The organism is Amycolatopsis sp. NPDC104819, from assembly GCF_055583145.1.
Window position 1 is genome coordinate 28,903 of record NZ_JBVJON010000021.1, and the last position, 12,907, is coordinate 41,809.

The window sequence follows — 12,907 nt, forward strand, 5'->3', positions numbered from 1 at the left end:
TTGGGGGAGGAGAGGGTGGTTCGGTGGTTGGGGTGGGGGGGGGGGATAGATGTCGGGGGTGGTTGCTGGGGTTGGTTCCGCGCTTATCACCCCCCCCCCCCCCCCCCCCCCCCCCCCCCCCCCGACACCTGGCACCGAGCGGAACCCCTTGTGTCGTACGGGATTCAACTATCGCGTGACAGGTACTTGATCTTGTGAACGGGACGTTAACAACCTGTCCGATTTGTGGCATTAGTGCTAAATATGGCCAGTTGTTCACTCGATCGGGTGGCGCATAGCGGACATTTCACACGATTTCCGGTTGCATGGCGATCATGAGACCCCTCGCCGTGCTCCGCCACGACCTGCCGGCCTCACTGGTCGTCTTCCTCGTAGCTGTCCCCCTGTCCCTCGGCATCGCCCTCGCCTCGGGCGCGCCGGTCGCCGCCGGCCTGGTGGCCGCCGTCGTCGGCGGTGTGGTCGCCGGCGCGCTCGGCGGCTCCGCGCTCCAGGTGAGCGGGCCCGCCGCCGGCCTGACCGTCGTCATGGCCGAAACCATCCAGACGTTCGGCTGGGTCGTCACCTGCGCGATCACCGTCGCCGCCGGCGCGTGCCAGATCCTGCTGGGCCTGAGCCGCATCGCGCGTGCCGCGCTGGCCATCTCGCCGGCGATCGTGCACGGCATGCTGGCCGGCATCGGCGTCACGATCGTGCTCGGCCAGCTGCACGTCATCCTCGGCGGCAAGGCCCAGAGCTCGGCGGTGGAGAACGTCGCCGAGCTGCCCGGCCAGATCGTCGCCCACCACGACTCCGCCACCGTCGTCGGCCTGCTCACCATCGTCATCCTGCTGGTCTGGCCGAGGCTGCCGGCGGCGGTCCGCAAGGTGCCGGGCCCGCTGGCCGCGATCGCCCTGGCCACGGTCGTGTCGCTGGTGTTCGGGATGACGCTGCCGCGCGTCGAACTGCCCGGTGACCTGCTGAACGTCCACCTGGTCCCGCAGCTGCCCGACGGCGGCTGGGGCGGGTTCGCGCTCGCCGTCGTCACCATCGCCCTGATCGCCAGCGTCGAAAGCCTGCTGTCGGCGGTCGCGGTCGACAAGATGCACACCGGCCCGCGCGCCAACCTCGACCGCGAGCTGGTCGGCCAGGGCGCGGCCAACATGGTCTCCGGCGCCCTGGGCGGGCTGCCGGTCACCGGTGTCATCGTCCGCAGCTCCACGAACGTCGCGGCCGGGGCCAAGACCCGGCTTTCCGCGGTGCTGCACGGCGTCTGGGTGCTGGTGTTCGTCGTCCTGCTCGCCGGGGTGATCCAGGACATCCCGCTGGCGGCGCTGGCCGGGCTGCTGGTGCACGTCGGCGCGAAGCTGGTCAACCCCGGGCACATGAAGCAGGTGCTCGCCCACGGCGACCTGCCCGTCTACCTGCTCACACTCGCCGGTGTCGTGGTGTTCGACCTGCTCACCGGCGTGCTCGCGGGCATCGGGCTGGCCCTGGTGCTGATGCTGCGCCGCACACTGTGGTCCGGCATCCACGTCGAGACCGAAGACCGCAACTGGCGCGTGGTCGTCGAGGGTGTCCTGACGTTCCTGTCGGTGCCGCGCCTGTCGAAGATCCTCGGGGACATCCCCGCGGGGGTGCCGGTGCGGCTGGAGCTGGTCGTCGACTACCTCGACCACGCCGCGTTCGAAAGCCTCACGACGTGGCAGCAGGCGCACGAACGCGCCGGCGGCACGGTGGACGTCGACGAGGTCGGCCACCCGTGGTTCGGCGAAGGCAAGGCGGGCCGTCCGACGCGGTCCCGGCTGGCGGCGAGCCGGGCCGTGCCGCGCTGGCTCGCGCCGTGGTCGGAATGGCAGGCGGTGGAAGGGATCCCGGCCCAGCAGACCCGCCGCGGCGCGACGGAGTTCCACCGCCGCGCGGCGCCCCTGCTGCGCGAAACGCTGTCCGGTCTCGCCGACGGCCAGCGCCCGCGCACGCTGTTCATCACCTGCGGCGACTCCCGCATCGTGCCGAACCTGATCACCACGAGCGGGCCGGGTGACCTGTTCACGATCCGCAACATCGGCAACCTGGTGCCGGCCGGCCAGGCGGACCCGTCGATGAACGCGTCGGTGGAGTACGCGGTCGGGGTCCTCGGGGTGGAGGAGATCGTGGTGTGCGGCCACTCCGGCTGCGGCGCGATGGCGGCGCTCGCCGACGGGCCGCCCCCGGGCCCGCTGTCGGTGTGGTTGCGCCACGCGGAGCCGAGCGCCCACCGCCTCGGCTCGGCCACGCTGGACGGGAAGGTCCCGGATCGCGAAGGCGACCGTCTCGCGCTGCACAACGTGCTTCAGCAGCTGGAGCATTTGCGCGACTATCCGTCGGTGGCGGCGGCCGAGGGGGAGGGAAGGTTGCAGCTGACGGGTATGTACTTCGCGGTCGGGACGGCGCAGGTGTACCTGTTCGACGCGGCCGAGCGCACGTTCCGGCCCGCTGGGGCCGCGGTGGTGACTCCGGGGGCTTGACGTCGGGGGCCGCGCGGGTGCTTTGGTGGCCTGCGCGGTCCCGCCGGTCGGCCTGGGCGCTGCTGCGCGGCGTGGTTGGACCGGTCCGCGGTGGTGGTGGCGGGCGTGTGGTTCGCGGTCCCGCCGTCAACCCTCCACTACCGCCGGTCGGCTCGAATCCGCCGCCGACCTGGTCACCCGGTGCCCGCAGTGCGGAGCCGTGCACCCAGTCACTATGTTCATGGTCCGTGACCATGCTGGTGATGACGGGGACCGGGACCGGGGTCGGCAAGACGATCACCACGGCGGCCATCGCGGCGCTCGCGGTGGCCGGGGGGCAGCGGGTCGCCGTGCTGAAACCCGCCCAGACCGGCGTTCGCCCCGATGAGGCCGGTGACCTGCAGGACGTCCTCCGCCTCGCCGGCGGCGACGTCACCACCCGCGAGCTGCGGCGCTACCCCGACCCGCTGTCGCCGGAGGCCGCCGCGCGGCGGAGCGGGCTTCCCTCCCTTCATCCCGGGGAGATCGCGCAAGCCGCGTCCGAGCTGGACACCGCGCACGACCTCACCCTCATCGAAGGCGCCGGTGGCCTGCTCGTGCGCTTCGACGAGACCGGCTCCAGCCTCGCCGACGTCGCCTGGTCGCTCGGGTCGCTGGTGATCGTCGTGGCCGAGGCCGGGCTCGGGACGCTCAACGCCACCGCCCTCACCGCCGAGGTCGCCACCAAGCGCGGCCTGACCGTCGCCGGGGTGATCATCGGCTCCTGGCCGGCCGAGCCGGACCTCGCCGCGCTGTCCAACCTCGAAGACCTGCCGGTCGCGGCCGGGGCGCCGCTGCTGGGCGTGCTGCCCACGGGCCTCGGCGCCGCCTCGCCGGCGGACTTCCTGGCCGCCGCGCGGGCCGGGCTCTCGCCGTGGTTCGGCGGTGAGTTCGACCCCGAACTGTTCGCAGGGTGCGCTTCCGCCGAGAAGTGACCTGCGTCGCTGTCCCCTCGCTGCGCCTTCGTGCACGATGAGGGACGCTGCCCCCACGATCAAGGAGACGCCGTGACCGCAGTCCCGGACACCGATGTCCTCGCCTACGCACGCGAGCAGGTCCTCGAAAACGGCGTCGGCCTGGACGAAGCCGGGGTCCTCGAGGTGCTGCGGCTGCCCGACGACCGGCTGCCCGACCTGCTCGCGCTCGCCCACGAGGTGCGGATGCGCTGGTGCGGCCCCGAGGTCGAGGTCGAGGGCATCATCAGCCTCAAGACCGGAGGCTGCCCGGAGGACTGCCACTTCTGCTCCCAGTCCGGCCGCTTCCCGACGCCGGTGCGCTCGGCGTGGCTCGACATCCCGAACCTGGTCAAGGCCGCCCGCCAGACCGCCGAGACCGGCGCGACGGAGTTCTGCATCGTCGCCGCCGTCCGCGGGCCGGACCAGCGGCTGCTTTCGCAGGTCCGCGAGGGCGTGAAGGCCATCCGCGAGGACGGCAACGACATCCAGATCGCCTGCTCGCTCGGCATGCTCACCCAGGAGCAGGTCGACGAGCTCGTCGAGATGGGCGTGCACCGCTACAACCACAACCTCGAGACCGCGCGTTCGCACTTCCCGGACGTGGTCACCACCCACACGTGGGAAGAGCGCTGGGACACGCTGCGGATGGTCGCCGACGCGGGCATGGAGGTCTGCTGCGGCGGCATCATCGGCATGGGGGAGACGGTCGAGCAGCGCGCGGAGTTCGCCGTGCAGCTGGCCGAGCTGAGCCCGCACGAGGTGCCGATGAACTTCCTCATCCCGCAGCCGGGCACGCCGTACGAGCACTACGAAATCGTCGAAGGCAAGGACGCGCTGCGCACGGTCGCCGCGTTCCGGCTCGCGATGCCGCGCACCATGCTGCGCTTCGCCGGCGGCCGGGAGCTGACCCTCGGTGACCTCGGCGCGGAGCAGGGCATGCTCGGCGGGATCAACGCGATCATCGTCGGCAACTACCTGACCAACCTGGGCCGCCCGGCTTCGGCGGACCTCGAGATGCTCGACGAGCTCAAGATGCCCATCAAGGCCCTCAGTGACAGCCTCTGACGCACCCGCGTTCTGTGTCCACTGTGGACAGCAATCGGCCGGCGGGGCGGACCACCCGGCGTGCCACAACCCGAGGACGGCGCTGGAGCCGCCGCGCTACTGCACGTTCTGCGCGCGGCGGCTCGTCGTCCAGGTGAGCCCGCTCGGGTGGACGGCCAAGTGCAGCAGGCACGGCGACACGGCGAGCGGCTGACGCTCGTCACGCACCGACCGGTTACCCTCGGTCGCACCGTGTCGCAGGAGCGCGGCGCAGGAGGGAGTCCGGGTGAGTGAGTCGTCGGGGCCCGCGCACCGGCCGTCGGCCGTGGCCGGCCCGTGGTCGGTGCCCGTGCTGGTCCGGGAGCGGCGGCCCCGGGTCGTCGTCAAGGGCGACATCCTGCCCGCCGTGAGCGTGTTCGGCGTGCTGAGCCTGCTCAGCTTCCCCCTCGCGTTCGTCTGGTCGCGGATCGCGCCGCCCGAGCGCGTCCGGATCATCGCCACCGACGGCACCCAGGGGTCCCTGGAGCTGGAGAGCTGGCACCGTTTCGACGACCTCGCCGTGTTCGGCTTCCTGACGCTGGGCGTCGGGATCGTGGTCGGGGTGGTGGTGTGGCTGCTGCGCGAGCGCCGCGGGCCGGTCGTGTTCCTCGGCGCGGTGCTCGGGGTCGCGCTCGCGAGCGCGCTGGCCATGCTGCTCGGCGTCGGCTGGGCGAACGCCCACTACGCCATCGACAGCGCGCCCGCGCTCGGCTCGGTGATCGAGCTGGCGCCGCGGCTGGAGTCGTGGTGGGTGCTGCTCACCGGCCCGCTCGGTGTGTCGGTCACCTACACCATGCTGACCACCTGGAACGGCCGCGACGACCTGGGCCGCCGCCTCGGCTGAGCGTTTTCCCCTACTCTGGGTGCCCTCGACACAGGGGGGTTCAGTGACTGAGGACATCGAGGCTTCGCGGCACAACGCCGTCCGTTTCCCGGGCGTCAGCCCGCGCGCCTACGAGCACCCGGTGGACCGCGGCGCGCTCGCCACGCTGCGCGCGGTGCCCGGGTTCGCCCAGGTCGTCAAGGCCGTCTCGGGCTTCTACAACGAGCGCGGCGAGCGGCTGATGGCGCTGGCGTCGTCGATCCGCGTCGGGCCGAAGCAGTACCCGGAGCTCGACCGGCTGCGCCACGAGTGCGCCGAGACGCTCGACCTGCCCGCCGTGCCGAACCTGTTCGTCTACCAGGACCCGCGGATCCAGGCGTCGGCGGTCGGCATGGACGAGCCGTTCGTCCGGGTCAGCACCGGGCTCGTCGAGCTGATGAGCCACGAGTCGCTGCGGTTCGCGATCGGGCACGAGATGGGGCACGTGCTGTCCGGGCACACGGTCTACCGCACGATCATGGTGCGCCTGATCGGTCTGCAGCTGTCGATGTCGTGGACGCCGGTGAGCGCGCTCGGCATCCGCGCGGTCATCGCGGCGCTGCGCGAGTGGTACCGCAAGGCCGAGCTGTCGTGCGATCGCGCCGGGCTGCTCTGCGGCCAGGACCCGACGGCGGCGCTGCGCGCGCAGATCCAGATCGCCGGCGGCGTCGACCCGTCCCGCATCGACATCCCGTCGTTCCTGCAGCAGGCGACCGAGTACGAGTCGGTCGAGGACATCCGCGACAGCTTCCTCAAGCTCAAGTTCGTCGAGACGGAGACCCACCCGTTCGCGGTGGTCCGCGCGGCGCAGCTGCAGCGCTGGGCGGCGTCGGAGGAGTACCGCGCGATCCTCGCGGGCGACTACCCGCGCCGCGACGAGGACACCCCGTCGTCGGACTGGAAGGACGACCTGAAGTCGGCGGCCAAGTCGTACAAGGACTCGTGGAACAGCTCGGCCGACCCGCTGACGAAGGTGTTCAGCGACGTCGGCGAGGCGGTTTCCGGCGCGGCGGGCAAGGTGTGGACCAAGTTCGGCACCGGGAACGGCTCGGGGGAGGACGCCTGACCGCGGGGTCAGTTCAGGCTGGCCGGGCGGCTCATGTCCGTGAACTCGCTCGGCGGCAGGGGCACCGCGCCGAGCGTGTTCAGGAACCCCGCCTCACGCGTCAGCAGGCGGCAGGCGATGCGCAGCCGGCGTAGCGGATGCCGCTCCTCGAGCAGGCGCTGGCGGTCCTCCAGGGGCAGCAGGCAGTCCGCGGCCAGCTGGTAGGCCAGCTCCGCCAGCTCGGTGTCGGCCGCCGGGGCGGTCCAGTCGTCGCTGCGCCACGCCGTTTCGCAGTAGCGCTGGTGCGCTCCGCGCGCGACCGTCGCCAGGCGCTCGGCCATGTCGCCGGCCGGGGCCACCGGGTCGTCGTCGACCCACTCCACCGACGCGATCAGGTACGGCGCCGAGACGCAGTCGAGGTCGGTCAGCCGGAAGCGGCGCTGGGCCTGCGTCACGACGTCGAAACGGCCGTCCGGCAGGCGTTGCGCCTCGCGCAGGATCGTGCTGCAGCCGATGTCGTACAGCTGGTCCAGACCACGGACCTCCCGCGTGAGGGACGACCGCAGCGCGACCACGCCGAACTCGCGGCCCGGCACCGTGCCGCTGACGAGGTCCGCCGTCAGCTGCCGGTACCGCGGTTCGAAGATGTGCAGCGGGAGCCGGGTGCCCGGGAGCAGCACCGTCTGCAACGGGAACAACGGCAGGATCGTCGTCGTCGCGCTGCTTTCCGGTTCCGGCTCGGTCACGGGTCAACCGTAAGGGGAGAACCGGTTCGGCGCAGGATGGTCACCGGTTCGGCGGCTTGAACACCGCGAACGGATCGGTGATCTGCATGCCCTTGCCGGCGAAGGAGAACAGGGCCGCCGGACGCCCGCCCGCGCGGCCCGGCGCGGCCGTGTGACCAGTGGGAACCAGCAGCCCGCGCCGGGAAAGCACCCGCTGCAGGTTGGTCGCCGAGACGCGGTAGCCCAGTGCCGCCGAATAAAGCCCGCGCAACGCGGAAATCGTGAACTCGTCGGGGGCCAGGGCGAACCCGACGTTGGTGTAGGAGAGCTTCGCGCGCAGCCGGTCGCGCGCCCGCAGCCCGATCGCCTCGTGGTCGAACGCCGTGCGCGGCAGCTTCGCGACGTCGTGCCATTCGGTGTCCTCGGGCACCTCCGGGTCGACGTCGGAGGGGACCAGGGCGAGGAACGCCGTCGCGACCACGCGCGGGCCGGGGACGCGGTGCGGGTCGCTGAACACCGCGAGCTGCTCGACGTGCTTGAGCCGCCCGACGTCGACCTTCTCGGCGAGCTGGCGGCGGATCGACGTCTCGACGTCCTCGTCGGGCCGCAGCCGGCCGCCCGGCAGTGACCAGCGGCCGAGGTGCGGGTCGAGCGCGCGGCGCCACAGGAGCACCCGGAGTGTGTCCGAGCGCACTTGAAGGACCGCTCCCAAAACCTCGTGGGCCAGGGGGGCCTGGGTGTTAAGATGACTTCGCACGGTTTTCGATTATAAGGCGAAAACCCGCGACCGGTCCAGGAGGGCCACATGACCACCACGTTGGTTCCGGAAGGTCTCACCCCGTTCGGCGGGGTCGAGGCGAACGCGGCCTGGGCGGAGGAGGTGCGGCGCCTGGCGAAGGAGCGCGACGCGGTCCTGCTCGCGCACAACTACCAGGTCCCGGAGATCCAGGACATCGCCGACCACACCGGCGACTCGCTCGCGCTCAGCCGCATCGCGGCGAGCAGCGACGCGTCCACCATCGTCTTCTGCGGTGTGCACTTCATGGCCGAGACCGCGAAGATCCTGGCCCCGGAGAAGACCGTCTTGATCCCGGACGCGCGGGCCGGCTGCTCGCTCGCCGACTCCATCACCGGCGTGGAGCTGCGGGCCTGGAAGGCCGAGCACCCGGGCGCCGTCGTCGTCTCCTACGTCAACACCACGGCCGAGGTGAAGGCCGAGACCGACATCTGCTGCACCTCGTCCAACGCGGTCGACGTCGTCGCCTCCATTCCTGCTGACCAGGAGGTTCTCTTCCTGCCGGACCAGTTCCTCGGCGCGCACGTCAAGCGCGTCACCGGCCGGGAGAACATGCACATCTGGGCCGGCGAATGCCACGTCCACGCCGGGATCAACGGCGCCGAGCTCGCCGAGCGCGCGGCTTCGAACCCCGACGCGGACCTGTTCATCCACCCCGAGTGCGGATGCGCGACGTCGGCGCTCTACCTGGCCGGCGAGGGTGCCGTGGCGCCGGAGCGGGTCAAGATCCTGTCGACCGGCGATATGGTCCACGAGGCCCGCGACACGAAGGCCAAGACCGTCCTGGTGGCCACCGAGATCGGCATGATCCACCAGCTGCGCAAGGCCGCGCCGGGCATCGACTTCCGCGCGGTGAACGACCGCGCGTCCTGCCGGTACATGAAGATGATCACGCCGGCGGCGCTGCTGAGGTGCCTGCGTGAGGGTCTCGACGAGGTCCACGTCGACCTCGAAACCGCCGCCCGCGCGAAGGCGTCGGTGCAGCGGATGATCGAAATCGGGCAGCCTGGCGGCGGAGAATGACCACGCCGGTTAATGACTTACGGGCGAAAACCCCGGTTTGGGAAGCCCGTGCGGATCTGGTCGTGGTCGGCAGCGGTGTCGCCGGGCTGACGGCGGCACTGCGCGCGCAGGCCCTCGGGCTGCACGTCCTGGTGGTCACCAAGGCGACGGTCGCGGACGGCAACACCCGCTGGGCCCAGGGCGGCGTCGCCGTGGTCCTGGAAGACCAGCACGACCTCGACGACTCGGTCGCGAAGCACGCGGAGGACACCTTCACCGCGGGCGCCGGGCTGGTCGACGAGGCGGCCGCCCGGTCGATCCTCGAGGGCGGCCCGGCCGCGATCGCCCAGCTCCGGGCGGACGGCGCGCGGTTCGACTCGGCCGGAGACGGCCTGCTGGCCCGGGCCCGCGAGGGCGGGCACAGCGCGTTCCGCGTCATCCACGCGGGCGGCGACGCCACCGGCGCCGAGGTCGAGCGGGCCCTGGTCGCGCAGGCCGGGCAGGCGCGGGTGCCGGTGCTGGAGCACCACATCGCCGTCGACGCGCTGCGCACCCCGGGCGGGCGCGTCGCGGGGGTCACCGTGCTCGACTCGGGCGGCGTTCTCGGCGTCGTCCGCGCTTCGGCCGTGCTGCTGGCCAGCGGCGGGATCGGGCAGCTCTACCAGGCGACGTCGAACCCGGAGATCGCGACCGGAGACGGGCTCGCGCTCGCGCTGCGGGCCGGGGCGACCGTCGCGGACGTCGAGTTCGTCCAGTTCCACCCGACCGTGCTCTACACCCCGGGCGCGCGCGGCCGCTGCCCGCTGGTCACCGAGGCGGTGCGCGGCGAGGGGGCGACCCTCATCGACGGCGCCGGCGCTTCGGTCATGGCGGGGGTGCACCCGCTCGGCGACCTCGCGCCGCGGGACGTCGTCTCCGCGGCGATCACCCGCCGGATGGGGACGGCGCCGGGCGGCGTCGACGACCACGTCTTCCTCGACGCGACGTCGATCGCCGGGTTCGCCCAGCGGTTCCCGACGGTCTTCGCGGCCTGCGGCGTGCTGGGGCTGGACCCGGCCCGCGACCCGATCCCGGTGACCCCGGCGGCGCACTTCTCGTGCGGCGGCGTGGTGACCACTGTGGACGGACGCTCGTCGGTGCCCGGGCTCTACGCGGCCGGCGAGGTCGCGCGGACCGGCCTGCACGGCGCGAACCGGTTGGCGTCCAACAGTTTGCTCGAAGGCCTGGTCGTCGGGCAGCGCGTCGCCGAGGCCGTCGCGGCGGACCTCGCCGCGGGGCTGCTGGCGGACCCGTCGCGGGGACGGCTGCCCTCGTGGACGACCGCGCCGGCCGCCGACCGCGACTCATTGCAGCGGGTGATGAGCCGGTACGCGGCGATCGGCCGAGACGCCGATGGCTTGGCAGCGGCCGGTTCCGTGCTCGACCTGTCCGTCCAGGACAGTCCCTTGTGGACGCACGTGGCAGTGGAGGACGCGGCGCTGACCGTGGTGGCGCAGGCGCTGCTCGCCGCGGCCGTCCGGCGCACCGAGTCGCGCGGCTGCCACGTGCGCACCGACTTCCCGGCGCCGTCGGAGACCTGGCGGCGCAGCCAGCTGATCCGGCTCAGCCCGTCCGGCCAGCCGGTGCTGGCCGACCCGATCCCCTTGGAGGGCGTGGCATGACGTTCCCGATCTCCGAACCGGTCCTGCGCCTGGTCGCGGCGTCCGGTCTCGACGTCGAAGACGTGCGGCGCGTGGTCACCACGGCGCTGGGCGAAGACCTGCGGTACGGGCCGGACGCGACGACCGCGTCGACGGTGCCCGCGTCCGCTTCCGCGGTGGCCGAGCTGACCCCGCGGGTCGACGGGGTGGTGGCCGGGCTGCCGGTCGCGCTGGCCGTGTTCGACATGGTGCTCGGTTCTTCCGTCGAGGTGCTGGCCGGGCGCGAGGACGGCGAGCGGCTGGTGGCGGGGGAGCCCGCGCTGGTGCTGCGCGGGCCGGTCCGCGGGCTGCTCACCGCCGAGCGCACGGCGCTGAACCTGCTGTGTCACCTTTCCGGCGTCGCCACCGCGACCGCCGCCTGGGTGTCCGAAGTGGACGGAACCGGCTGCGCGATCCGGGACTCCCGCAAGACGTTGCCGGGGCTGCGGCTGCTGCAGAAGTACGCCGTCCGCTGCGGCGGCGGGGTGAACCACCGGCTGGGGCTGGGCGACGCGGTGCTGATCAAGGACAACCACGTCGTCGCGGCGGGGTCGGTGACGGCCGCGCTGGCCGCGGCCCGGGAGCACGCGCCGGAGCTGCCGTGCGAGGTGGAGGTCGACACGCTTTCCCAGCTGGAGGAGGCGCTGGCTGCGGCCGCCGACGAGGTGCTGCTGGACAACTTCACGCCGGAGCAGTGCCGGCAGGCGGTGGCGCGCCGCGACGACGTCTCCCCGAAGACGCGGCTGGAATCCTCTGGTGGGCTCACCCTCGACCGTGGTAAGGCCTACGCGGAGTCCGGTGTGGACTATCTGTCGGTGGGCGGCCTGACACATTCGTCACCGGCGTTGGATCTGGGCATGGACCTTCGCTGAACGGGCTTTCCGAGCTAGACTGGCGGTGGTGGGAAGTTCTTTCCCGCCACCGTCTTTCGGGAGGGATCGGGTGCGGTTTCCGGCAGCGCTGGCGGTCGCGGGCCTCGTGCTCGCCGCCTTGCCCGCAGTGGCCGACGCGGCGCCCGAAGCGCAGTGCGCGAACCCATCCGGCACCTACACCGGCGCGGTCCCCTGGGGCCAGCGCCTGGTCGACCCGGCGCGGCTCTGGCCGCTGACCCGGGGTGACGGGCAGCTGGTCGCCGTCATCGGCACCGGCGTCGACGGGCTCAACGGCCAGTTCGCGCCCGGGCAGCTCGAAGGCGGCGCCGGCACGGAATCCTCGGACTGCGACGGCCGCGGCACGATCGCGGCCGGGATCGTCGCGGCGCAACCGGATCCGTCGACGACGTTCGCCGGTGTCGCACCGGGCGCGCGTCTCCTGCCGATCCGGTACACCGACAGCTCGGCGAAGGACGGCGGCGACCCGGGCGCGCTGGCCGGCGCGATCGACACGGCGCTCGACCGGCGGGCGGGCGTCATCCTCGTGGCGGTGCCCGCGGCGTTCGACAACCCGGCGCTGTCCGGGGCGGTGGCGCGGGCGCGGTCGGCAGGCGCGGTGGTCGTCTCGGCGGCGTCGGCGACCCAGCAGGGCGCGCGGACGTACCCGACGGCGACCTCCGGTGTGCTGGCCGTCGGGTCGGTGAACCCCGCGGGCGAGCCGGTGCAGACCGAAGCCGGGGACTACGTCGGGATCGCCGCGCCCGGCGCGGAGCTGGTCAGCACGTCGGCGGGCGCGGGCGGCGCGGTCGCGCACCGCTTCCCGGTGACCGACCCGGGACTGGCGGCGGCGTACGTCGCCGGCGTCGCGGCGCTGGTCCGCGCGTACCACCCGGACCTCACCGGCGACCAGGTCCTCACCCGCCTCACGCTCACCGCGCACCGCCCGGCTTCGGGCGGCCACGACCCGCGTCTGGGCTGGGGAGTCCTGGACGCCTACGCGGCGGTGTCCTCGACCCTGCCGGCCGACGCGGCCCCGCCGGGCTCGGTCGTCCAGCCGGCGGCGGGACCCGCGGTGGTCCCGGCCGCGGCCCCGGCCCCCGCGCCGTCGGACCTCGCGGCGGGCACGATCGCGCTGGCCGGCGTGGCTCTCGCGGCCGCCGCCGGCCTGACGGTCGCCGCGGTCCGCCGGGCTCGCCGCCGCAACTGGCGCCCCTCCCGCTTCACCCCCTAACCCACGTGTCGTCCGTCCAGGCACGCGTGTCGTCCGCCGGTGTACGCGTGTCGTCCCTTCAATCACGCGAGATACGCGCCCAATCACGCGAGTTACGTCCCTGATCACACGAGTTCGGAGTACCGGACCGGACGACACGCGTACTCAGCCGGACG

General features: G+C 72.8%; 12 protein-coding genes. 10 read left to right on the forward strand and 2 right to left on the reverse strand.

The window, feature by feature from the left end; all coding sequences use genetic code 11:
• Positions 1–305: 305 nt before the first annotated feature.
• The 6 genes from ACZ63E_RS42765 to ACZ63E_RS42790 all read left to right on the forward strand — a co-directional run bounded on the left by ACZ63E_RS42765 (position 306) and on the right by ACZ63E_RS42790 (position 6,468).
• Positions 306–2,483, forward strand: a complete 2,178-nt coding sequence (locus ACZ63E_RS42765) for a SulP family inorganic anion transporter (RefSeq protein WP_465342036.1) — start codon at positions 306–308, stop codon at positions 2,481–2,483.
• A gap of 233 nt (positions 2,484–2,716) precedes the next feature.
• The gene (gene bioD / locus ACZ63E_RS42770) at positions 2,717–3,436 is read left to right on the forward strand and encodes a dethiobiotin synthase (RefSeq protein WP_465342125.1); all 720 of its coding nucleotides are present in this window, start codon (positions 2,717–2,719) and stop codon (positions 3,434–3,436) included.
• A gap of 72 nt (positions 3,437–3,508) precedes the next feature.
• Entirely contained in the window at positions 3,509–4,522 is a 1,014-nt protein-coding gene (bioB, locus tag ACZ63E_RS42775) for a biotin synthase BioB (protein WP_465342037.1), read from the forward strand.
• Positions 4,509–4,715: a biotin synthase auxiliary protein BsaP gene (gene bsaP / locus ACZ63E_RS42780; protein WP_465308111.1), complete on the forward strand. Its 207-nt coding sequence runs from the start codon at positions 4,509–4,511 to the stop codon at positions 4,713–4,715. The genes bioB and bsaP overlap by 14 nt, the downstream gene beginning before the upstream one ends.
• Before the next feature lie 72 nt (positions 4,716–4,787).
• Positions 4,788–5,384 carry a DUF2567 domain-containing protein gene (locus ACZ63E_RS42785; protein WP_465342038.1) on the forward strand — a complete coding sequence of 199 codons (597 nt, stop codon included), beginning with the start codon at positions 4,788–4,790 and terminating at the stop codon, positions 5,382–5,384.
• A 43-nt stretch (positions 5,385–5,427) separates the two neighbouring features.
• Positions 5,428–6,468 (forward strand): M48 family metallopeptidase, encoded by a 1,041-nt coding sequence (locus tag ACZ63E_RS42790; protein WP_465342039.1) that lies wholly within the window; start codon positions 5,428–5,430, stop codon positions 6,466–6,468.
• 8 nt (positions 6,469–6,476) lie between these two features.
• Here ACZ63E_RS42790 and ACZ63E_RS42795 read toward each other — a convergent pair whose 3' ends face one another.
• Together ACZ63E_RS42795 and ACZ63E_RS42800 are read right to left on the reverse strand one after the other, a co-directional pair.
• The gene (locus tag ACZ63E_RS42795; protein WP_465342040.1) at positions 6,477–7,193 is read right to left on the reverse strand and encodes an LON peptidase substrate-binding domain-containing protein; all 717 of its coding nucleotides are present in this window, start codon (positions 7,191–7,193) and stop codon (positions 6,477–6,479) included.
• Between the two features lie 40 nt (positions 7,194–7,233).
• A complete protein-coding gene (locus ACZ63E_RS42800) occupies positions 7,234–7,866 on the reverse strand; it encodes an NUDIX hydrolase (RefSeq protein WP_465342041.1) in 633 nt (210 codons plus the stop codon).
• 111 nt (positions 7,867–7,977) lie between these two features.
• On the opposite strand from ACZ63E_RS42800, the gene nadA reads away from it, so the two are divergent.
• The 4 genes from nadA to ACZ63E_RS42820 all read left to right on the forward strand — a co-directional run bounded on the left by nadA (position 7,978) and on the right by ACZ63E_RS42820 (position 12,752).
• Positions 7,978–8,991, forward strand: coding sequence for a quinolinate synthase NadA (nadA, locus tag ACZ63E_RS42805; protein WP_465342042.1), 1,014 nt, complete (start codon positions 7,978–7,980; stop codon positions 8,989–8,991).
• Entirely contained in the window at positions 8,988–10,631 is a 1,644-nt protein-coding gene (locus ACZ63E_RS42810; RefSeq protein ID WP_465342043.1) for an L-aspartate oxidase, read from the forward strand. The genes nadA and ACZ63E_RS42810 overlap by 4 nt, the downstream gene beginning before the upstream one ends.
• Positions 10,628–11,521: a carboxylating nicotinate-nucleotide diphosphorylase gene (gene nadC / locus ACZ63E_RS42815; RefSeq protein WP_465342044.1), complete on the forward strand. Its 894-nt coding sequence runs from the start codon at positions 10,628–10,630 to the stop codon at positions 11,519–11,521. The genes ACZ63E_RS42810 and nadC overlap by 4 nt, the downstream gene beginning before the upstream one ends.
• A 70-nt stretch (positions 11,522–11,591) precedes the next feature.
• On the forward strand, positions 11,592–12,752 hold the full coding sequence (locus ACZ63E_RS42820; protein WP_465342045.1) for a S8 family serine peptidase: 1,161 nt from the start codon (positions 11,592–11,594) through the stop codon (positions 12,750–12,752).
• Positions 12,753–12,907: the final 155 nt, after the last annotated feature.